Here is a 21,237-nt window from a genome sequence, read left to right on the forward strand (position 1 = left end):
CGCCCGGTTACATTCCGAACCCGGAAGCTAAGCCTTACAGCGCCGATGGTACTGCAGGGGGGACCCTGTGGGAGAGTAGGACGCCGCCGAACAATCTTTGGAAAGGACCCTTGGTCCCAGCGTTCAGCTGGGACCAAGGGTCCTTTTTGTTTTTGCAGTGCGCGCCGGGCACCCGGTTGCGCGAGAATGACTTGCGGTACCGAAGACAGGAGTCACCATGTCCACCAACTCTCCCGACGACCGACCGGAGCGCGACCAGCGGCGACGGGAGGGGGACCGGGGCGACCGCAACGACCGCGGCGGTCAGCGCGGGGGCCGCGGGGACCGTGGGGACCGTGGAGGTTTTCGCCGCGACGACCGCGGCGGCAACGACCGTGGGGGCTACGGGCGCCGTGAAGGCGACCGTGGTGGCTTCCGCCGGGATGACAACCGTCGTGACGACAGCCGTGGCGGTGACAACCGCGGTAGTGACAACCGTGGTGGTGGTTACGGCCGGCGTGACGACCGCGACCGTGGTCCGCGCAGGGACGACCGCGACCGCGGCGGCTTCCGCCGGGATGACCGTGGCGACCGTCCCTCCTTCCGGCGTGACGACCGCGACGACCGTGACCGCGGTGGTTTCCGTCGTGATGACAGCCGTGGCGGTGACAACCGTGGCGGTGACAACCGTGGTGGTGGTTACGGCCGGCGTGACGACCGCGACCGTGGTCCGCGCAGGGACGACCGCGACCGCGGCGGCTTCCGGGGCCGTGACGATCGCGGTGACCGCCCGGCCTTCCGGCGCGACGACCGAAGCGACCGTGGTGACCGCCCGGCCTTCCGGCGCGACGACCGAAGCGACCGTGGTGACCGCCCGGCCTTCCGGCGTGACGACCGAGGCGACCGTCCTGCCTTCCGGCGCGACGACCGTCGCGATGACAGGCGGGATGACCGGCGTGACGGCGATCGCGGTGGGTTCCCCCGTCGTGATGACCGAGGCGACGACCGCCGCGATGACCGTGGTGGCTTCCGCCGTGACGACAGCCGCGACCGTGGCTTCCGGCGTGACGACCGTGGTGGCTTCCGAGGACGCGACGACCGGCGCGATGACCGCCGTGGCGACGACCGTGGGGAGCGCGGCGGGTTCCGGCGTGACGACGCCGGTCGGGGCGGACGCCCCGGCTTCCGCCGGGACGACAGCCGCGACAACCGTGACAACCGCGGCGACCGCGGTGGCTTCCGCGGACGCGATGACCGACGCGATGACCGACGCGATGACCGTCGTGACGACCGACGCGACGACCGCGGCGGACGCGGCCCGCGACGGGATGACCGGGGCGACCGCGGCTTCCGCCGTGACGGTGACCGGCGTGACGGCGACCGCGGTGGCTTCCGGGGCCGGGACGACCGGCGTGGTCCCGGCCGGTTCCGTGAGGACCGGGAGCGGGACAGGGAGCCCATCAAGCGGCTGCCGATCCCCGAGGACGTCACGGGCGATGAGATCGACAAGGACGTACGGCAGGAGCTGCAGAGCCTGCCCAAGACGCTCGCGGAGGACGTCGCCAGGAACCTGGTGATGGTCGCGCGGCTCCTCGACGAGGACCCCGAGGGCGCATACGGCTACTCCAGGGTGGCGCTGCGGCTGGCGTCGCGTGTCGCAGCCGTACGGGAGGCCGCCGGGTTCGCCGCGTACGCCAACCAGAAGTACGGCGAGGCGCTGGCCGAGTTCCGGGCCGCGAAGCGGATGACCGGGAACATCGACCTGTGGCCCGTCATGGCCGACTGCGAGCGTGGGCTCGAGCGGCCCGAGAAGGCGCTGGACATGGCCGGGGCGCCCGAGGTGCACAAGCTCGACAAGGCCGGGCAGGTCGAGATGCGGCTCGTCGCGGCCGGTGCGCGGCGGGACCTGGGGCAGCTGGACGCGGCCATCGTGACGCTGCAGAGCCCGGAGCTGGCCGCCAACTCCGTGCAGCCGTGGACCGCGCGCCTGCGGTACGCCTACGCCGACGCGCTGCTCGCCGCCGGGCGGGAGAGCGAGGCGCGGGAGTGGTTCGCGAAGGCCGTCGAGGCGGACCGTGACGGCAGCACCGACGCCTCGGACCGGCTCGCCGAGCTGGACGGCGTGGAGTTCGTGGACGCCATGGCCGGCGACGCGGGCGAGGACGACCAGGTCCAGTCTTCGGACGACACGCCTGAGGCGGACGACGTCGAGGCCGAGGACGAGGGCCGGGACGACCGGGACCGGGACGACCAGGGCCGGGACGACAAGGACGGGAACGACCAGGACTGACGTCCGTAAGAAGTCGCGAGCGAGGGAAGGGGCGGGATCCCGGCCGTGAGGCCCGGGGTCCCGCCCCTTCGTCGTGTCCGTGCCGCATCTCGTCCAGTCAGAACTCCAGTGCCCGCAGCACCAGACCCGTCGCCGGTTTCGGGCCGAACGACGTCGACTTGCGGGGCATCGTGACGCCCTGGCGGGCCAGGTCGCGGACGACCTCCTCGCGGACCGGGTGCATCAGGACGGCCGTGCCGCCGTCGCGCTCGGCCTTCTCCACGGTCGCCGCCGTGTCGTGGATGTAGGCGATGTGGGCGGGGGAGTCCTCGGGGATGTGCCACACGTGCTCCAGGAGCGTGGCGTGCAGGACCGTCGCGTCCAGGGTGCGCCAGGCGACCGGGCGGTCGGTGGGGATCGTCCGGGCCAGCAGCTCAGGGTCCGGCTGGTCGACGAGGTGGAAGGCGCCGTCTCCGGCCAGCAGGAACGCGTTGCCGGCGCAGGCCGCGTCGGCGAGCTGGGCGAGCGCCTCGGTGAGCGGGGCTTCGAGGCGCCGTACGCGGAAGTGGCCTTCCAGGGCGGTCACGGCGTCGCCGACCGGTAGGTCGTGCAGGAGGCGGTGGATGGCGCGGACCCGCAGGGGGTAGCGGGCGGTGTCGACGAGGAGGACCAGGCCGTGGTCCCACGGGCTGGGCGAGGGGTGCTCCGTGCGGAGGCGACGGTAGGTCGCCCAGCGGTGGTGGCCGTCGGCGATGAGGGCCTGGTGCCGGGCCAGGTCCGACTGGATCGCCGCCAGGTCGCCGGGGTCGGTGACCGACCACAGACGATGGCTGAATCCGTCCTCCGTGGTGGTCGCCAGGAGCGGGGGCCGGTCGGCGGTGCGCTCGATCAGGTCGGCCGTGGTGGTCGTCTTGCTGTCGCCCCGGTAGGTGAGGAGCAGGGGTTCGAGGTTGGCGGAGGTGGCGCGCATGAGGTCCGCGCGGTCGGCGACGATGTGCGGCATGACGTCCTCGTGCGGCAGCACCACCTGCTCGGCGGGGTCCGAGACGCGCAGGGCGCCGATGATGCCGCGTTGCAGCATGCCGTCGCCGTCCTGCTGCTCGTAGACGTAGAGGCCGGGTTCCGGGTCGGTGGTCAGGACGCCCTCGGACAGCCAGCGGCGCAGGGTGTCGGCGGCCCGTTCGTTGCGGGCGCTGGGCGTGTCGGCCTGGGGGAGGATCAGACGGACGATGTTGTACGGGTCGGCGGACTCGAGGTGGTGCAGGCCGTCGGGGCGTACCACGACGTCGTAGGGCGGGGATGTGACGGCGGCAAGGCTGCCGACCCGGTCGGGGTCGTAACGAAGGCCTCGGAACGGGGTGAGTTCCAGGCCTCGATGCGCCGTTGCCTCCGAGTGACCTGCTGTCTTCATCAGGGCATCGTACGGCTGTCGGTGGCATGGGGGATGATCGGGGGAAAGCCGTCGAACGAGGAGCGATGCGGGATGAGCCGGAGCGTCAGGACGAGGCCCGAGGCCAGTGGGCAGGCCCTGAGCGAGGCGTACGACACTGCCCTGCTCGATCTGGACGGCGTGGTGTACGCGGGCGGGAACGCCATCGTGCACGCGGTCGAGTCGCTGGCGACGGCCCGGGCGGGCGGTATGCGCCTGGCGTACGTGACGAACAACGCGCTGCGGACCCCGGACACCGTCGCCGGTCATCTCACGGAGCTCGGGATACCGACGGGAGCGGAGGACGTCATCACCTCGGCGCAGGCGGTCGCGCGGCTGATCAGCGAGCAGGTGCCGCAGGGCGCCCGGGTGCTGGTGATCGGCGGTGAGGGGCTGCGGGTGGCGCTGCGCGAGCGCGGGCTGGTGCCCGTGGAGTCGGCGGACGACGATCCGTCGGCGGTGGTGCAGGGGTACGGCGGGCCCACACTGCCGTGGGGCCGGTTCGCCGAGGCGTCCTACGCGGTGGCGCGCGGTGTGCCGTGGTTCGCGTCCAACACCGATCTGACCATCCCGAGCGGGCGCGGGATCGCGCCGGGCAACGGAGCCGCGGTGGAGGTCGTGCGGATCGCCACGGGCGCACAGCCGCAGGTCGCGGGCAAGCCGCTGCCTCCCATGCACCGGGAGACCATTCTGCGCACCGGCGCGCGGCGGCCGCTGGTCGTCGGTGACCGGCTGGACACGGACATCGAGGGCGCGTTCAACGGGGAGGTCGACTCACTGCTCGTCCTGACCGGTGTGACCGACGGCGCGCAGTTGCTGGCCGCGCCGCCGCAGCACCGGCCGACGTATGTGGACGCCGATCTGCGCGGGATGCTGACCGGTCAGCCGGAGGTCGTCGCGGCCGGCGAGGGCGGCTTCCGGTGCGGGGGATGGACGGCGACGGCCGGGGCGGACCGGCTGGAGCTCGACGGGGAGGGCGAGGCGCTGGACGGGCTGCGCGCCCTGTGTGCCGCGGCGTGGACAGCGGCCGGTGAGGGTGTGTGCGAGCGGGACGGGGGGAAGGCGCTGGCGCGGCTGGGTCTCTGAGCGCCTGTCAGGGCCCGCGCCGGGTACCCGAGGCGGGCAGGCCTCCACGTCGTACCCAGCGGGCAGGCCTCCGTATCGTGCCCAAATGCGAGGGTAGGCTAACCTAACTGCGTGTTGGTCGAGAGTCCCCCCGAACAGCGCGCGGAGACCGCCCCCGCGCCCCCGACCCGACGGGCGGTCCGAGCCTTCGGGCTCCTGCTGTCCGTGGCGCTCCTGGTGCTCGTCTCGCTGGCGAGCATCGCGATCGGAGCGAAAGAGCTGTCGCTCGGGCAGGTCTGGCACGGCCTGTTCGAGGACTCGGGGACCTACGGCGATGTCGTTGTCGCCGAGCGGGTGTCGCGGACGCTGCTCGGGCTGCTCGCCGGCGCCGCTCTCGGCCTGGCCGGCGCGGTGCTGCAGGCCCTCACCCGCAACCCGCTGGCCGACCCCGGACTGCTCGGCATCAACGCGGGGGCGTCGGCCGCGGTCGTCACGGCCATCACGTACTTCGGGGTCACCTCGCTCAGCGGCTACGTCTGGTTCGCGTTCTTCGGCGCGGCCGCGGTCGGGGCGCTGGTCTGGTTCCTCGGCGGCAGCCGGGGTGCGACGCCGGTGCGGCTCGCGCTCGCCGGCACGGCCATCAGCGCCGCGCTGTACGGTTACCTCCAGGCCGTGATGATCATGGACGAGGCGGCGCTGGGCAAGATGCGCTTCTGGACGGTCGGTTCGCTGGCCTCGGCGACGAACGCGACCATCACACAGGTCCTGCCGTTCCTGCTGGCCGGTACCGTCCTGGCCCTCACCCTGGCCCGGCCGCTCAACGCCATGGCCATGGGTGACGACACCGCCAAGGCTCTCGGCGCCGACCTCAACCGCACGCGGGCGCTGTCCATGCTGGCCGCGACCGTGCTGTGCGGGGCCGCGACCGCCGCCTGCGGGCCGATCGTGTTCGTCGGGCTGATGGTGCCGCACGTGGTGCGCTCCTTCACCGGACCCGACCAGCGCTGGATCCTGCCGTACGCGGCGATCCTGTCGCCCGTGCTGCTGCTCGGCGCCGATGTCGTCGGCCGGATCGTGGCCCGGCCCTCGGAACTCCAAGTGGGCATCGTCACCGCCATCCTCGGCGGGCCGGTGTTCATCTTCCTCGTACGGCGGCGGAGGACGGCTCAGCTGTGAAGACCACCAACCGTGCCGTGCGGACCCCGGGCGGCCTCTCGATACGCCTGGACGTACGGGCCCTGACCGTCGTGCTCCTGCTGCTCGTGGCGGCGCTCGCGGCGAGTGTCGTGCTCATCGGCACCGGCGACTTCCCCATCCCGGCCGCCGACGTGCTGCGCACGCTGGTCGGCGAGGGCAATCCGGGCCAGGAGTTCATCGTCAACGAGCTGCGGCTGCCGAGGGTCCTGGTCGGGCTGCTGGTCGGCGCCTCGCTCGGCCTCGGGGGCGCGCTGTTCCAGGCCATCTCCCGCAACCCGCTGGGCAGTCCGGACGTCCTCGGCCTCGGGCAGGGGGCGACGGCCGGTGCCCTCGTGGTGATCGTGCTGACCTCCGGCAGCGCCGGTCAGGTCGCCGTCGGGGCGCTGGTGGGTGGCCTGGTGACCGGTCTCGCCATCTACCTGCTCGCCTGGAAGCGCGGCGTGCACGGCTACCGGCTGGTCCTGGTCGGCATCGGCGTCTCCGCGATCGTCACGGCCGTCAACGGCTATCTGCTCACCAAGTCCGACATCGTGGACGCGGCCCGCGCGGTCGTGTGGATGACCGGTTCCCTCGACGGCCGGGACTGGGCCCAGGTGTGGCCGCTGCTCGCCCTGACCGCCGTACTGGTGCCGCTGGTCCTCGGCAACGCGCGCGGGCTGCGGATGATGGAGATGGGCGACGACGTGTCGTACGCCCTCGGGGTTCGGGTCGAGCGGGTGCGGTTGCTGCTGATGGTGGCGGCGGTGCTGCTCACCGCGTCCGCCACCGCCGCGGCCGGTCCCGTCAGCTTCGTCGCGCTGACCGCGCCGCAGCTGGCCCGGCGCCTGACCCGCTCGCCGGGGCCGAACCTACTGCCCTCGCTGTGCATGGGCGCCACCCTGCTGGTCGTCGCCGACTGGGTCTCGCAGCGGGCGTTCGGCGCCGAGCAGCTGCCCGTGGGCGTGGTCACCGGTGTGCTCGGCGGGGTCTACCTGCTGTGGCTGCTGGTCAGCGAGCGAAAGGCGGGCCGGATATGAGACCCGGTGTGGAGAAGCGCGCCGGCAGCGGACTGAACGACCAAGGGAGCCCCGTGAACCGCCTGTCCGCCGAGAACGTCACCCTCGCCTACGACCAGCGGGTCATCGCCGAGCAACTGTCGGTGGAGATACCCGACCGGTCGTTCACGGTGATCGTCGGTCCCAACGCCTGTGGCAAGTCGACGCTGCTGCGGGCGCTGTCGCGGATGCTCAAGCCGAGCCAGGGCCGGGTGCTGCTGGACGGCAACGTCATCCAGTCGATGCCCGCCAAGAAGGTCGCACGGACCCTCGGCCTGCTGCCCCAGTCGTCCGTCGCGCCCGACGGCATCACCGTCGCCGACCTCGTCGGCCGCGGCCGCTACCCGCACCAGGGCATCCTGCGCCAGTGGTCGGCGCAGGACGAGCAGGTCGTGCAGGAGTCCATGCGGCAGACGGGCGTCGACGGACTCGGCGACCGCTATGTCGACGAGCTCTCCGGTGGTCAGCGTCAGCGCGTGTGGATCGCCATGGCCCTCGCCCAGCAGACACCGCTGCTGCTCCTCGACGAGCCGACGACCTACCTGGACATCCAGCACCAGATCGACGTCCTGGACCTGTGCGCACAGCTGCACGAGGAGCAGGGGCGCACGCTCGTCGCCGTACTGCATGACCTGAACCACGCCGCCCGCTACGCCACCCACCTCATCGCCCTGCGCGAGGGCCGGGTCATCGCCGAGGGCGCGCCGAAGGACATCGTCACGGCCGGGCTGGTCGAGGAGGTGTTCGGGCTGCGCTGCCAGGTCATCGACGACCCGGAGACGGGCACTCCGCTCGTCGTGCCGGCGGCTCGCAAGGCCCGGGCCGGGGCCGCGGCCGGGAAGGCCCCGGCTAAAGAAGCTTCCTGAGCTGGAGCAGGTCGCGCACGCCCGCGTGCAGCTTCACCCGGCCGGAGCCCCAGGCCTTGGCGAAGTGCAGCTCGCCGCCGACCAGGGCCACCAGGTCGTCGCCGGTCATGGCGAGTCTGATCTCGGCCTTGCCGGGCGGCGGCCCCGGCACGGTGTCGTGCACCTCGATCCGTCCGCCGCGCATGCGGCCGGTGAAGGTGATGTCGAGGTCCGTGATGTGGCAGCTCACCGAGCGGTCCAGGGCCGCGGCGTCGCGGACGTCCCCTTCGGCGCGCTGCATGTTGTCCGAAAGCTTGTCGAGTGCGCTGCGGCACTCCTCGATCGTGGCCATCGCGGTCGACGGTACCGCAGCGGTTCGCGGTAGCGTCGGGGCATGGACGACGCAGTTCCCGAGGCCCCTCCGGCGGCGGAGGAGGAGCCGGCGTACGACCCCGCCGCCCCCGCTCCCCTGAACGTGCCCCGCACGCCCACCGGCGACGCTGCCGTGGACGCCGCCCTGGGCCGCCTCGGCGACGCCGACCACCTCGCCACGGACGGGCATGTCGAGGTGTACGAGGATGTACATCGGGGGCTGCGCGACGCGCTCACCGCGCTCGACGCCCGCCCGGGACCTCCGGCCCCCGCCCGTCACCCGACCACCACCCCTCAACGAGACCCTTCGGGTCACCCCCTTCGATCGCCGCACGAGCACAGGAGCTGAACCGAACGTGGCAGGAGTCGCACGCCGCCGTCTGGACGCGGAGCTGGTCCGCCGGAAGCTCGCGCGCTCGCGCGAGCACGCCGCGCAGCTGATCGCCGCGGGGCGGGTCTCCGTCGGCAAGACCGTCGCGACCAAGCCCGCCACGCAGGTGGAGACCGCCGCCGCGATCGTGGTGGCCCAGGACGACAACGACCCCGACTACGTCTCGCGCGGCGGTCACAAGCTGGCCGGGGCGCTCGCCGTGTTCGGTCCGCAGGGGCTGCCCGTCGAGGGGCGCAGGGCGCTCGACGCGGGCGCCTCCACCGGTGGCTTCACCGATGTCCTGCTGCGTGCGGGCGCCGCCCATGTCGTCGCCGTGGACGTCGGATACGGACAACTCGCGTGGTCCCTGCAGAAGGATGAACGCGTCACCGTCAAGGACCGTACGAACGTACGCGAGTTGACGCTTGAAGCGATCGATGGGGAGCCAGTGGATCTTGTCGTGGGGGATCTGTCCTTCATCCCGCTCGGGCTGGTCCTGCCCGCCCTGGTGCGGTGCGTGAAACCGGACGCCGACCTGGTGATGATGGTCAAGCCGCAGTTCGAGGTGGGCAAGGAGCGCCTCGGCAGCGGGGGAGTGGTACGCAGCACCCAGCTGCGGGCCGAAGCGGTACGGGGGGTGGCCGAGAGGGCCTGGGGGCTGGGGCTCGGGGTGAAGGGCGTGACGGCCAGTCCGCTGCCCGGGCCGTCGGGGAATGTCGAATACTTCTTGTGGCTGCGGTCCGGGGCACCGGCACTGGACCCGGCCGAGGCAGACCGTGCAGTGGCGGAGGGGCCGCGTTGACCGAGAACCGAGCTCGTACTGTTTTCCTGCTCGCCCACACGGGCCGGCCAGCGGCCGTGCGCAGTGCCGAGCTCGTGGTGAAGGGGCTGCTGCGCTCCGGGCTGGGCGTGCGCGTCCTGGAGGCCGAGGCCCGCGACCTGCCGCTGCCGGCGGAGGTGGAGCTGGTCAAGGAGGCCACTCCGCAGTGCCTCGACGGGTGCGAGCTGCTCATCGTGCTGGGCGGCGACGGCACGCTGCTGCGCGGCGCGGAGTTCGCGCGGGCGTCGGGGGTGCCGATGCTCGGCGTCAACCTCGGGCGCGTCGGGTTCCTGGCGGAGGCCGAGCGCGACGACCTCGACAAGGTCGTCGACCGGGTGGTGACCAAGGCGTACGAGGTCGAGGAGCGGATGACCGTCGACGTCGTCGTGCACCGCAACGGGGACATCGTGCACACGGACTGGGCGCTGAACGAGGCGGCCGTGCAGAAGGTGTCCGCCGAGCGGATGCTGGAGATCGTCCTCGAGATCGACGGACGGCCCGTGACCGGGTTCGGGTGTGACGGGATCGTGTGCGCGACGCCCACGGGCTCGACGGCGTACGCCTTCTCGGCGGGCGGGCCGGTGGTGTGGCCGGAGGTCGAGGCGCTGCTGATGGTGCCGATCTCCGCGCACGCGCTGTTCGCGAAGCCGCTCGTGACATCGCCGGATTCCGTGTTGGCTGTGGAGGTTCTGCCCCACATTCCGCCGGGTGTGCTGTGGTGCGACGGGCGGCGGACGGTGGAGTTGCCGCCGGGGGCGAGGGTGGAGGTGCGGCGGGGGGCGGTGCCGGTGCGGCTGGCCCGGCTGCATCACGCGTCCTTCACGGACCGGCTGGTGGCGAAGTTCGCGCTGCCGGTTTCCGGGTGGCGGGGCGCCCCCCATTAGGGGTGGGTGCTCGTCGTCGGCGGGTGCGGGTGCGTGGTGGCCTGTCGCGCAGTTCCCCGCGCCCCTGCACCCGGACCACTCGCGTGGGTGACAAGGGCAGGCCGGTCGCAATCCGCCGCCCCGACCTCGTAAGGTCGTGTCCGTGTTGGAGGAGATGCGGATACGGTCGCTGGGCGTGATTGACGACGCCGTGGTCGAGCTGTCGCCCGGGTTCACCGCGGTCACCGGTGAGACGGGCGCGGGCAAGACCATGGTGGTCACGAGCCTGGGGTTGCTGCTGGGCGGGCGGGCCGACCCCGCGCTCGTGCGGATCGGGGCCGGCAAGGCAGTCGTGGAGGGGCGGATCACCGTTCCCCTCGACGCCACGGCCGCCGTACGCGCCGAGGAGGCCGGGGCCGAGCTCGACGACGGGGCCCTGCTGATCAGCCGTACCGTTTCCGCCGAGGGGCGCTCGCGGGCGCACCTGGGCGGGCGCAGCGTGCCCGTGGGCGTACTGGCCGAGCTCGCCGACGAACTGGTGGCCGTGCACGGGCAGACCGACCAGCAGGGGCTGCTCAAGCTGTCCCGGCAGCGGCAGGCACTCGACCGGTACGCGGGCGACGCGGTCGGCGGGCCGCTGGCCAAGTACGGCGAGGCGTACAAGCGGCTGCGGGCCGTCTCCGCCGAGCTGGACGAGATCACCACCCGGGCGCGGGAACGGGCCCAGGAGGCCGATCTGCTGCGCTTCGGGCTCGACGAGATCGCCGCCGTCGAACCCCGCGCCGGTGAGGACGTCGAGCTGGCCGAGGAGGCCGAGCGGCTCGGGCACGCCGAGGCGCTGGCGTCCGCCGCCGCGACCGCGCACGCCGGTCTCGCGGGCAACCCCGAGGACCCCGAGGGCGTCGACGCCGGGACGCTCGTCGCGGGCGCCCAGCGGGCCCTGGACGCCGTACGGTCGCACGATCCGGCGCTGGCCGCGCTCGCGGACCGCATCGGGGAGATCGGGATCCTGCTGCGCGACGCGGCCGGGGACCTGGCGGGGTACGCCGACGACCTGGACGCCGATCCGCTGCGGCTGGCGGCCGTCGAGGAGCGGCGGGCCGCGCTCACCGGGCTGACGCGCAAGTACGGCGAGGACATCGCCACCGTGCTGGCCTGGGCCGAGCAGAGTGCCACGAGGCTCACCGAACTCGACGGCGACGACGAGCGGATCGGGGAGCTGACCGCCGAGCGGGACGCCCTGCGGTTGGAACTGGGCGGGCTGGCGCAGGCGTTGACGGACGCCCGGACGGAGGCCGCCGAGCGGTTCGCCGCCGCCGTGACCGCCGAGCTGGCCTCGCTCGCCATGCCGCACGCGCGCGTGTCCTTCGACATCCGGCAGACCGAGGACCCCGAGGGCGTCGAGGTCGGCGGCCGTCCCGTCGCCTACGGCCCCGCCGGCGCCGACGAGGTGGAACTGCTGCTCGCCCCGCACCCGGGCGCACCGCCCCGGCCGATCGCCAAGGGCGCGTCCGGGGGTGAGCTGTCGCGGGTGATGCTGGCCGTGGAGGTCGTGTTCGCGGGGACGGATCCCGTGCCGACGTACCTCTTCGACGAGGTCGACGCCGGGGTCGGCGGCAAGGCGGCGGTCGAGATCGGCCGGCGGCTCGCACGGCTGGCCAAGAGCGCACAGGTCGTGGTCGTGACGCACCTGCCCCAGGTGGCCGCCTTCGCCGACCGGCAGCTGCTGGTCGAGAAGACCAACGACGGGTCAGTGACCCGCTCGGGCGTCAAGGTCCTCGAAGGCGAGGACCGGGTCCGTGAGCTGTCCCGCATGCTCGCCGGCCAGGAGGACTCCGAGACGGCCCGCGCGCACGCGGAGGAACTGCTCGCGGCGGCCCGGGCGGACGGCTAGCGGCGGCCCGGGCGGACGGCCAGCGGAATGCCGCGCACCGGCAGCGGTGCGGCAAGGCCGGGCGGGTCGCCCGATTTCACTCGTGTGGGTGACCCGGCCCGGCGCATGCCCCCGCAGTCGCGCCCCGCTGTCGCGTCGCGGGGGTCCGGGCGTTCCCGGAACCCCCGTATGTCCTGGCATCCTTGGCGGAGTACGCGTCGTGACCGCCCGACCCGAACCAGGAGCCCGGCCACGTGACCCCCGTGAGCACCCCCTCACCGCACGGCCGGCTGCCGCTGCGCACCGTGCAGGTGCTGGGCGGCGGCAATGCCGCCAGCAGTGCGCATGTGCGCTCGCTGGCCGCGGGGCTCGTCGCGCGGGGCGTGAAAGTCACGGTGTGCGCCCCCTGTGAGGCCGACCGCGCCTACGACTTCAGCGGGGTCGGGGCCGACCACGTGCACGTACCGCGCAGCAGCGATCCCGTGTCGGTGGCGGCCTTGCGGGCGGCCTGCGCCAACGCCGATCTGGTGCACGCGCACGGACTGCACGCCTCCTTCCGCACCGTGCTCGCCCTCAGCGGCCGGCGCGTGCGCACCCCGCTGGTCGTGACCTGGCACGACCGGGCGCACGCCGACGGCGCCCGCGCCCACATGCTGCGGGTCCTGGAACGCAGGGTCGTGAAGGCGGCCACCGTCGTACTGGGCACGACCTCGCCGCTCGTGGACCGGGCCCGGCTCACCGGCGCGCGGGACGCACGGCTCGCGGCCGTCGCGCTGCCCGGCCCCCGCCGGCCCCTCGATCCCGACGACCCCGACCGGCTGCGGCCCAAGGCGCGCGCCGAACTAGGCGCCATCGGACGGCCCTTGCTGATCGCCGTCGGCTCCCTGGAGCGGCACCGCGGATACGACGTGCTGCTGGACGCCGCGCGCGCCTGGCGCCGGCTCGATCCCCTGCCCCTGGTCGTGATCGCGGGGGAGGGGCCGCTGCGCGGAGAACTCCAGGGGCGGATCGAGGAGGAGGGCCTGCCGGTCCGGCTCATCGGACGGCGCGACGACGTCACCGACCTGCTCGCCGCCGCCGACCTCGCCCTGCTGCCGAGCCGTTGGGAGGCGCGCTCCGTCCTCGCCCAGGAGGCCCTGCACGCGCGCGTGCCCCTCGTCGCGACTGACGTCGGCGGCATCCCCGAACTCGTCGGCGACGCCGCCGAACTCGTCCCCTACGGCGATGCCAAGGCCCTCGCCGAATCCGTCGTACGGCTGCTCGGCGACCGGGCCCGCCGGGACGTGCTGGCCGCCAAGGGCGCCCGGCAGGCGGCCGGCTGGCCGACCGAGGACGAGACGGTCGCCCAAGTGCTCAGCGTGTACGACGAGTTGACCCAGCCCCGGCCCCTTCCCTAGGGGGTGTCTGACACATGCCCGCGGCGTCGCGACGCCCGGCACGCACGCTCGCCGCGTTGCCGAACCGTCCACGTGGCTCCGCCACGAGGACGCTCCGGCGCCTTGCGATCGCACGCACCGGACGCCGCTCCTTCTCCCGCGCTCATTCGTCAGACACCCCCTAGCTACGGGACGTGCCTGCGGGCCCGCAGGGCCAGGCTCAGGGCCAGGACCGTCTGCGGGTCGTCGAGGTCCGTGCCCAGCAACTCCCCGATGCGCGCCAGCCGGTTGTACAGGGTCTGCCGGTTCAGATGCAGCTCCCGCGCCGTCTCCGCCTTGCGCCCGGCGTGGGCGAGGTAGGTCGTCAACGTGGGCAGCAGCGGCGGCCGGGAGCGGCGGTCGTGCTCCAGGAGCGGGCCGAGGGCCCGGTCGACGAAGGCCGCCAGGTCCGGATGGTCGCGCAGCCGCCACAGCAGCAGGTCTATGTCCAGGCGGCGGGCGTCGTACCAGGGCCGGTCCGGCAGACCCTGCGCCGCCGTGGCCGTCTCGGCGGCGTGCCGCAGCCCCGAGGCGGCGGCAGGCCAGCCCCCGGCCGTCCCCACGACCACCACGGGCGGCTGCCCGCCGGGCCGCGGCATGCCCGCCCGGCCCACCCCGGCCCGCAGCGCCGCCGCGACCCGGTCCGCGACAGCGGCCCGCTCCGACTCCGCCCGCAGCCCGAGCAGCACCAGTACCCGGCCCTCCACCGGCCGCACCCCGAGCAGCACCGGCACCCCCACCGACGCCAGCTCCTCCGAGATCGCCCGGGCCAGCACCGCCCAGCCGCCACCGGGCGACAAGGCGTCCCCGAGCCGCATCACCACCGGCAGCAGCGGCCCCTCACCCGGCCGGAAGCCCAGCACGCGCGCCTGCGCCGGGGCGTCCTCGGCGCTCACCCGGCCCTCGGCGAGGTCGGTGAGGAAATCGCCCCGCCCGCGCGCCGCCAGCTCCTCCTCCTGGCGGGCCTGCATCAGCACCACGGCCAGGATGCCCGCGGCCCGCTCGGCCGCCATCCGGTGCACCGGCGCCAGGGGCGTGCGCACGGGCAGCAGGACCAGACGCGCCCGGACACCCCCGCTGCCGGGCCCGCCGCCCGGCACGTCCACCAGCACCGAACCCGCGAGCGGCGGCTCGTCCTTGTGCTGGCCGCGCAGCCCCTCCCACACCTGGAGCGGGTCCGCGCCCTCGGGACCGGCCCCGGCCGCGTACAGCAACTGACCGTCCGCCGTCTCCAGGAACACCGGGTTCCCGGCGAAGTCGGCCAGGATGCCCAGCACTTGAGGCACACCGCCGCCGCCCAGCACGGCCTGAGTGCACCGTCGGTGCACCTCCTCGGCGCGCTGGAGCAGGGCGTAGTGGCCGTTGACGATCTCGGTGTGGACCTCCTCCGTGACCGTGACGAAGGCGACCTCGCGGTGCAGTTGGACCAGGGGCAGCCCGGCGGTGCGCGCCGTGTCGACGAGGGCCGCGGGCAGCCGGGTGAAGCGCGGGCCCAGCTCCACGACCAGGGCCGCGATGCCGCGCTCGGCCAGGGTGCGCACGAACGCCCGCTGCTCGGCGGGGCGGGTGCCGAGGCCGTAGCCCGTGGTCAGCAGGAGTTCACCGCCCTTGAGCAGGGAGGCGATGTGCGGCACCTCGCCGGCATGCACCCAGCGCACCGTCCGCCCGAGCCGCTCGGCACCCGCCAGCACCTCGGGCAGTCCGCTGCGCAGCCCCGGCAGCTCCAGCGCCCGCTGCACGGTGATCCCGGCGCCCTGGGTGTCGTAACCGCTGTCCGTCCCGCTGTCCATGTGCCGGACGCTACCCGCGCGGGTGCCCTACGGACATCTCCGGACGGGCACCGGGACGATCACGCCCCGGATCCCGCCGTGGATCTCCCCGGATTACGGTGGGCCCGGCCGGGTACGGGCGCCCTCATGGACATGAGCGTGGTCGCGGTGGGGCGGGAGGACGACAGTCCGGTCGAGGAGCCGTTGCGGGTCGCGGTGCTCGCCGACCGGCTCGGGTACCCGGAGGTGTGGGCGGGCGAGGGACCCACGTGGGACTCGTTCGTCCTCGCGACGGCGATCGGCGCCGCCACCGAACGGGTCGCGCTGACCGCCGGACCCGTGCCGGTGTCGGTGCGCGACCCGCTCACCGTCGTCCGGGGCGCCGCCTCCACCGCCGCCGTCACCGGCCGGCCCGTCGGCGTGGCCCTGGGCACCTCCAGCAAGCGGGTCGTCGAGGGCGTGCACGGCCGGCCGCGCACCCGGCCCGCCGCCGCCCTCGCGGAGTCCGCGGCGGCCGTACGGGCGCTGATGGACAGCGTGCCGGGCGAGCCGATCGTGCCCGGTAGCGGCTTCCCGCGCCGGCTGCCGCCGCCCGGCGGCCCGCTCACCGTCGCCGCGTTCGGGGAGCGGGCGGTCGCCGCGGCCGTCGCGCACGCCGACCGGATGCTGCTCGACCTCGTCTCGCCCGAGCAGGTCCGGATGCTGCGGGACCGGATGCTCGCCGCCGCGCGGAAGGCCGGCCGTACGCCGCCGCGGCTTGCCGCCTGGCTGCCCGCCGCCGTGGATCCGGAGCCGGAGTCGCTCACCCAGGTCCTGCGCAGCGTCGTCGGCTATCTCGCGGTGCCGGGCTACAGCGACATGTTCGTCGACGCGGGCTTCGCGGAGGTCGTCGAGCTGGCCGCCAAGGGCGCCGATCCGGACACCCTGCTGCGGGCCCTGCCGCGCGAGGCCGCCGGCACGGTCGCCCTCGTCGGCGACCCGGACACCGTCCGCACCCGCGTCGCCGCCTACGCCGAGGCCGGCCTGGACGAGATAGCCCTGGTCCCGGCCACGGCCGGAGATCCCGCGGGGGAGCGCACGCTCACGGCCCTCAGGCCGAGGTGACGCCTGCGCGTCCCGCTCAGCCGCCGTACGCCCCCGAGGCCGTCAGGCGCAGTGCCGTGTCGATGAGCGGCACATGGCTGAAGGCCTGCGGGAAGTTGCCCACCTGGCGCTGGAGGCGCGGGTCCCACTCCTCGGCCAGCAGGCCCAGGTCGTTGCGCAGGGACAGCAGCTTCTCGAAGAGCTTGCGGGCCTCGTCGACGCGGCCGATCATCGCCAGGTCGTCGGCCATCCAGAACGAGCACGCCAGGAACGCGCCCTCGTCGCCGGGCAGACCGTCGACGCCCTCGTCGCCGCCCGAGGTCGGGTAGCGCAGGATGAAGCCGTCCGGCGTGGACAGCTCCCGCTGGATCGCCTCGATCGTGCCGATGACCCGCTTGTCGTCCGGCGGCAGGAAGCCCATCTGCGGGATCAGCAGCAGGGAGGCGTCCAGCTCCTTCGAGCCGTACGACTGCGTGAAGGTGTTGCGTTCCTTGTCGTAGCCCCGCTCGCACACGTCCCGGTGGATGTCGTCGCGCAGCTCGCGCCAGCGCTCCAGCGGGCCGTCCGCGTCACCGGACTCGATCAGCTTGATCGTGCGGTCGACCGCGACCCAGGCCATCACCTTGGAGTGCACGAAGTGGCGGCGCGGGCCGCGCACCTCCCAGATGCCCTCGTCCGGCTCCTGCCAGTGGTCCTCCAGGTAGCGGATCAGCTTCAGCTGGAGCAGCGAGGCGTAGTCGTTGCGCGCGAGGCCCGTCATGTGGGCCAGGTGCAGGGCCTCGGTGACCTCGCCGTACACGTCCAGCTGGAGCTGGTGGGCCGCGCCGTTGCCGACCCGGACCGGGCTGGAGTTCTCGTAGCCCGGCAGCCAGTCCAGCTCCGCCTCGCCGAGCTCGCGCTCGCCCGCGATGCCGTACATGATCTGCAGGTTCTCCGGGTCGCCGGCCACCGCCCGCAGCAGCCACTCGCGCCAGGCGCGGGCCTCCTCGCGGTAGCCGGTGCGCAGCAGCGAGGACAGGGTGATCGCCGCGTCGCGCAGCCAGGTGTAGCGGTAGTCCCAGTTGCGCACGCCCCCGATGTCCTCCGGCAGGGAGGTGGTGGGCGCCGCGACGATGCCGCCGGTCGGGGCGTACGTCAGGGCCTTCAGCGTGATCAGCGAGCGGACCACGGCCTCCCGGTAGGGGCCGTGGTACGTACAGTGGTCGACCCACTCGCGCCAGAAGTCCTCCGTCGCCTCCAGCGACTGCTCCGGCTCGGGCAGCGGCGGCGGCTCCTTGTGCGAGGGCTGCCAGGAGATCGTGAACGCGATCCGGTCACCCGGCGCGACGGTGAAGTCCGCGTAGGTCGTCAGCGACTTGCCGTAGGTCTCCGCGGATGTGTCGAACCACACGGAGTCGGGGCCCGCCACGGCCACCGTGCGCCCTTCGTGCTTGTGCACCCACGGCACCACCCGCCCGTAGGAGAACCGCATCCTGAGCGCCGAACGCATCGGCACCCGGCCCGAGACGCCCTCCACGATCCGGATCAGCTGCGGGGCGCCGTCACGCGGCGGCATGAAGTCCGTGACCCGGACCGTGCCCCGCTGGGTGTCCCACTCGGACTCCAGGATCAGCGAGTCACCCCGGTAGCTGCGCCGCGCGGCGGTGGGGGGCTGCTGGTCGGAGGCGTACGCGGGCCCCAGGCGCCAGAAGCCGTGCTCCTCGGTGCCCAGCAGGCCGGCGAAGATGGCGTGCGAGTCGAAGCGGGGCAGGCACAGCCAGTCGACTGTGCCGTCCCGGCAGACCAGAGCCGCGGTCTGCATGTCTCCGATGAGTGCGTAATCTTCGATGCGCCCGGCCACGTGCAACTCCAGTCGAACGGCCACGTCACCCCGCGAGGGGGCTGTCGCTAGTGCGGTCAAGGGGGGTTTCAGCAGGTCTTGCAATGCGTCATTGAGCGATGAAGCAAAACAGGTCGCTCAGTCGTGATGCAAAGCGCCAATTGTTGCTCAACGAACTGACGAGCTCACGTTGTTCCGGTGCTTACGGGCGGGGGGTGGTGCCGTTGGGCCGGACGGGCTCGGCAGCGAGTGTCCGAGCAGGATACGACGCACGCCGATGATCCGGGTGCCCGTCCCGGCAAGGTGGGTACGCCGAACGAGTGAGCAACGGGTGAGGGACCGGTGACGGTGATCGTCTCCGTGTCGGGATGTGTGCGGAGCGTGGCCGGAAGCCATCGCCCCGCGGCGCTGATACGCTGGTAGCCCGTGGACCGGTGGGCCCCTTCCCGACAGGGAACCCCCGAACCGCAGCGACGGCGCCCCGGAGTTTTCCGGCGGGCAGCCGCACCGCACCCCCAGACCGCGACCACGGGAGCCCCGTCTTGGCCATGCCGCCCGCCGCTTTTCGTAATTCGACGACCAAGCACATCTTCGTCACCGGGGGTGTCGCCTCCTCGCTCGGCAAGGGCCTGACGGCCTCCAGCCTCGGCATGCTGCTCAAGGCCCGCGGTCTGCGCGTCGTGATGCAGAAGCTCGACCCGTACCTGAACGTGGACCCGGGCACGATGAACCCCTTCCAGCACGGTGAGGTGTTCGTCACCAACGACGGCGCCGAGACCGACCTGGACATCGGCCACTACGAGCGTTTCCTCGACCGCGACCTCGACGGTTCCGCCAACGTCACCACCGGTCAGGTGTACAACACCGTGATCGCCAAGGAGCGGCGCGGCGAGTACCTGGGTGACACCGTGCAGGTCATCCCGCACATCACCAACGAGATCAAGCACCGCATCCGCCGCATGGCGACGGACGAGGTCGACGTCGTGATCACCGAGGTCGGCGGCACGGTCGGCGACATCGAGTCGCTGCCGTTCCTGGAGACCGTCCGCCAGGTCCGTCACGAGGTCGGCCGTGACAACGTGTTCGTCGTCCATATCTCGCTCCTGCCGTACATCGGCCCCTCGGGTGAGTTGAAGACGAAGCCCACCCAGCACTCGGTTGCGGCCCTGCGCAACATCGGTATCCAGCCGGACGCGATCGTGCTGCGCTGCGACCGCGAGGTGCCCACCGCGATCAAGCGGAAGATCTCGCTGATGTGCGACGTCGACGAGGCCGCCGTCGTGGCCTGCCCCGACGCCCGCTCGATCTACGACATCCCGAAGACCGTGCACGGTGAGGGCCTGGACGCCTACGTCGTCCGCAAGCTGGACCTGCCGTTCCGCGACGTGGACTGGACGACCTGGGACGACCTGCTCGACCGCGTCCACAACCCCGACCACGAGATCACCCTCGCCCTGGTCGGCAAGTACATCGACCTGCCCGACGCCTATCTGTCGGTGACCGAGGCGCTGCGCGCCGGCGGCTTCGCCAACAAGGCCCGCGTCAAGATCAAGTGGGTCACCTCCGACGACTGCAAGACCCCGGCGGGCGCGGCCCAGCAGCTCGGCGACGTCGACGGCATCTGCATCCCCGGCGGCTTCGGCGACCGCGGTGTGCTCGGCAAGGTCGGCGCGATCAAGTACGCCCGCGAGAACAGGATCCCGCTGCTCGGCCTCTGCCTCGGTCTGCAGTGCATCGTGATCGAGGCCGCGCGCAACCTGGCCGACATCACCGACGCCAACTCCACCGAGTTCGACCCGGCCACCGGCCACCCCGTCATCTCCACCATGGCCGAGCAGCTCGACATCGTCGCCGGTGAGGGTGACATGGGCGGCACCATGCGGCTCGGCATGTACCCGGCGAAGCTGGCCGAGGGCTCGATCGTGCGCGAGGTGTACGACGGCAAGGAGTACGTCGAGGAGCGCCACCGGCACCGCTACGAGGTGAACAACGCCTACCGGGCCGAGCTGGAGAAGAAGGCGGGCATCCAGTTCTCCGGCACCTCCCCGGACGGCAAGCTCGTCGAGTACGTCGAGTACCCGCGTGACGTCCACCCGTACCTGGTCGCCACGCAGGCGCACCCGGAGCTGCGCTCGCGGCCGACGCGTCCGCACCCGCTGTTCGCCGGGCTCGTCAAGGCCTCGGTCGAGCGGAAGACTTCGAAGTAACACACCAGTTGTACGGTGGCCGGGGTGCATCTCTTCAACGGGAGTGCACCCCGGTTTCGTTTCAGCAGGTCGCACGGTACGTGGAAGGAACGGCATGACGATCAAGGACACCCCGGAGGAGTGGGAGATCCGGGCGACGGAGACCCCCTTCACGGGCAACAAGACCTCCGTCCGCACCGACGACGTGGTCATGCCCGACGGCACCGTGGTCGGCCGTGACTACCAGGTCCACCCCGGCTCCGTGGCCGTCCTCGCACTCGACGAGGCCGACCGCGTGCTGGTCCTGCGCCAGTACCGCCACCCCGTCCGCCACAAGCTGTGGGAGATCCCGGCCGGACTGCTCGACGTCCCGGGCGAGAACCCGCTGCACGCCGCGCAGCGCGAGCTGTACGAGGAGGCGCACGTCAAGGCCGAGGACTGGCGGGTGCTGACCGACGTCTACACCACGCCCGGCGGTTGCGACGAGGCTGTGCGGATCTTCCTCGCGCGCGATCTGTCCGAGGCGGAGGGGGAGCGCTTCGCGGTCGAGGAGGAAGAGGCGGACATGGAGCTGGACCGGGTGCCGGTGGCGGACCTCGTGCGGGGTGTGCTGGCCGGTGAGCTCCACAACAACTGTCTGGTGGTGGGTGTGCTGTCGCTGGTCGCCGCGCGTGACGGCGACGGGTTGGACGCGTTGCGTCCGGCGCAGGCGCCTTGGCCTGCGCGGCCGTTCGAGGTTTAGCGCCGCGCGAGCGGTGCCGCATGTGCCGGTGCCGCATGTGTCGTCGGTCGGGTGCGGCACCGTCGTGGCTGGTCGCGCAGTTCCCCGCGCCCCTCGGGCGCTGCCCG

The 21,237-nt window shown here is 72.9% G+C and carries 18 protein-coding genes and 1 rRNA gene; 15 read left to right on the forward strand and 4 right to left on the reverse strand.

Annotation, left to right across the window (positions count from 1 at the left end):
- From rrf to ACFZDE_RS28365, 3 genes are all read left to right on the forward strand, one after another.
- Positions 1 to 92 (forward strand): 5S ribosomal RNA (gene rrf / locus ACFZDE_RS28355); the annotation flags it as partial.
- A 243-nt stretch (positions 93 to 335) separates the two neighbouring features.
- On the forward strand, positions 336 to 1,556 hold the full coding sequence (locus ACFZDE_RS28360) for a hypothetical protein (RefSeq protein ID WP_391205015.1): 1,221 nt from the start codon (positions 336 to 338) through the stop codon (positions 1,554 to 1,556).
- Positions 1,448 to 2,269: a tetratricopeptide repeat protein gene (locus tag ACFZDE_RS28365; RefSeq protein ID WP_391205018.1), complete on the forward strand. Its 822-nt coding sequence runs from the start codon at positions 1,448 to 1,450 to the stop codon at positions 2,267 to 2,269. The genes ACFZDE_RS28360 and ACFZDE_RS28365 overlap by 109 nt, the downstream gene beginning before the upstream one ends.
- Before the next feature lie 97 nt (positions 2,270 to 2,366).
- On the opposite strand, the gene ACFZDE_RS28370 is transcribed toward ACFZDE_RS28365, so the two are convergent.
- Entirely contained in the window at positions 2,367 to 3,659 is a 1,293-nt protein-coding gene (locus ACFZDE_RS28370; protein WP_391204472.1) for a DUF1015 family protein, read from the reverse strand.
- Between the two features lie 72 nt (positions 3,660 to 3,731).
- On the opposite strand from ACFZDE_RS28370, the gene ACFZDE_RS28375 reads away from it, so the two are divergent.
- From ACFZDE_RS28375 to ACFZDE_RS28390, 4 genes are all read left to right on the forward strand, one after another.
- Complete coding sequence (locus tag ACFZDE_RS28375) at positions 3,732 to 4,763, forward strand: HAD hydrolase-like protein (RefSeq protein WP_391204475.1); 1,032 nt, start codon at positions 3,732 to 3,734, stop codon at positions 4,761 to 4,763.
- Between the two features lie 111 nt (positions 4,764 to 4,874).
- Complete coding sequence (locus ACFZDE_RS28380; RefSeq protein ID WP_391204478.1) at positions 4,875 to 5,918, forward strand: iron chelate uptake ABC transporter family permease subunit; 1,044 nt, start codon at positions 4,875 to 4,877, stop codon at positions 5,916 to 5,918.
- Complete coding sequence (locus ACFZDE_RS28385) at positions 5,915 to 6,955, forward strand: iron chelate uptake ABC transporter family permease subunit (protein WP_391204481.1); 1,041 nt, start codon at positions 5,915 to 5,917, stop codon at positions 6,953 to 6,955. The genes ACFZDE_RS28380 and ACFZDE_RS28385 overlap by 4 nt, the downstream gene beginning before the upstream one ends.
- On the forward strand, positions 6,952 to 7,839 hold the full coding sequence (locus ACFZDE_RS28390; protein ID WP_391204484.1) for an ATP-binding cassette domain-containing protein: 888 nt from the start codon (positions 6,952 to 6,954) through the stop codon (positions 7,837 to 7,839). Before ACFZDE_RS28385 ends, ACFZDE_RS28390 begins: the two co-directional genes overlap by 4 nt.
- Here the strand turns inward: ACFZDE_RS28390 and ACFZDE_RS28395 are convergent.
- The gene (locus ACFZDE_RS28395) at positions 7,823 to 8,170 is read right to left on the reverse strand and encodes a sterol-binding protein (protein ID WP_391006528.1); all 348 of its coding nucleotides are present in this window, start codon (positions 8,168 to 8,170) and stop codon (positions 7,823 to 7,825) included. The two genes, ACFZDE_RS28390 and ACFZDE_RS28395, sit on opposite strands and share 17 nt — an antisense overlap.
- A gap of 42 nt (positions 8,171 to 8,212) precedes the next feature.
- On the opposite strand from ACFZDE_RS28395, the gene ACFZDE_RS28400 reads away from it, so the two are divergent.
- From ACFZDE_RS28400 to ACFZDE_RS28420, 5 genes are all read left to right on the forward strand, one after another.
- The gene (locus tag ACFZDE_RS28400; RefSeq protein ID WP_391204487.1) at positions 8,213 to 8,539 is read left to right on the forward strand and encodes a hypothetical protein; all 327 of its coding nucleotides are present in this window, start codon (positions 8,213 to 8,215) and stop codon (positions 8,537 to 8,539) included.
- 7 nt (positions 8,540 to 8,546) lie between these two features.
- Positions 8,547 to 9,362, forward strand: coding sequence for a TlyA family rRNA (cytidine-2'-O)-methyltransferase (locus tag ACFZDE_RS28405; protein ID WP_391204489.1), 816 nt, complete (start codon positions 8,547 to 8,549; stop codon positions 9,360 to 9,362).
- On the forward strand, positions 9,359 to 10,264 hold the full coding sequence (locus tag ACFZDE_RS28410) for an NAD kinase (RefSeq protein ID WP_031112347.1): 906 nt from the start codon (positions 9,359 to 9,361) through the stop codon (positions 10,262 to 10,264). Before ACFZDE_RS28405 ends, ACFZDE_RS28410 begins: the two co-directional genes overlap by 4 nt.
- 154 nt (positions 10,265 to 10,418) lie before the next feature.
- Positions 10,419 to 12,137, forward strand: a complete 1,719-nt coding sequence (recN, locus tag ACFZDE_RS28415; RefSeq protein WP_391205021.1) for a DNA repair protein RecN — start codon at positions 10,419 to 10,421, stop codon at positions 12,135 to 12,137.
- Positions 12,138 to 12,370: 233 nt separating this feature from the next.
- Complete coding sequence (locus ACFZDE_RS28420; protein WP_391006536.1) at positions 12,371 to 13,513, forward strand: glycosyltransferase; 1,143 nt, start codon at positions 12,371 to 12,373, stop codon at positions 13,511 to 13,513.
- A 164-nt stretch (positions 13,514 to 13,677) separates the two neighbouring features.
- Here ACFZDE_RS28420 and ACFZDE_RS28425 read toward each other — a convergent pair whose 3' ends face one another.
- Positions 13,678 to 15,321 (reverse strand): PucR family transcriptional regulator ligand-binding domain-containing protein, encoded by a 1,644-nt coding sequence (locus ACFZDE_RS28425; protein WP_391204492.1) that lies wholly within the window; start codon positions 15,319 to 15,321, stop codon positions 13,678 to 13,680.
- A gap of 126 nt (positions 15,322 to 15,447) precedes the next feature.
- Between ACFZDE_RS28425 and ACFZDE_RS28430 the strand changes: the two genes are divergently transcribed.
- Positions 15,448 to 16,404: an LLM class F420-dependent oxidoreductase gene (locus tag ACFZDE_RS28430; RefSeq protein WP_391204495.1), complete on the forward strand. Its 957-nt coding sequence runs from the start codon at positions 15,448 to 15,450 to the stop codon at positions 16,402 to 16,404.
- Positions 16,405 to 16,420: 16 nt separating this feature from the next.
- On the opposite strand, the gene ACFZDE_RS28435 is transcribed toward ACFZDE_RS28430, so the two are convergent.
- Positions 16,421 to 18,223: a glycoside hydrolase family 15 protein gene (locus ACFZDE_RS28435; RefSeq protein WP_391006591.1), complete on the reverse strand. Its 1,803-nt coding sequence runs from the start codon at positions 18,221 to 18,223 to the stop codon at positions 16,421 to 16,423.
- A 527-nt stretch (positions 18,224 to 18,750) separates the two neighbouring features.
- Between ACFZDE_RS28435 and ACFZDE_RS28440 the strand changes: the two genes are divergently transcribed.
- Together ACFZDE_RS28440 and ACFZDE_RS28445 are read left to right on the forward strand one after the other, a co-directional pair.
- Positions 18,751 to 20,409 carry a CTP synthase gene (locus ACFZDE_RS28440; protein ID WP_391006594.1) on the forward strand — a complete coding sequence of 553 codons (1,659 nt, stop codon included), beginning with the start codon at positions 18,751 to 18,753 and terminating at the stop codon, positions 20,407 to 20,409.
- A gap of 94 nt (positions 20,410 to 20,503) precedes the next feature.
- Positions 20,504 to 21,130, forward strand: a complete 627-nt coding sequence (locus ACFZDE_RS28445) for an NUDIX domain-containing protein (RefSeq protein WP_391006544.1) — start codon at positions 20,504 to 20,506, stop codon at positions 21,128 to 21,130.
- Positions 21,131 to 21,237: the final 107 nt, after the last annotated feature.

This window comes from Streptomyces sp. NPDC007929 (genome assembly GCF_042959065.1).
Lineage (GTDB): Bacteria > Actinomycetota > Actinomycetes > Streptomycetales > Streptomycetaceae > Streptomyces.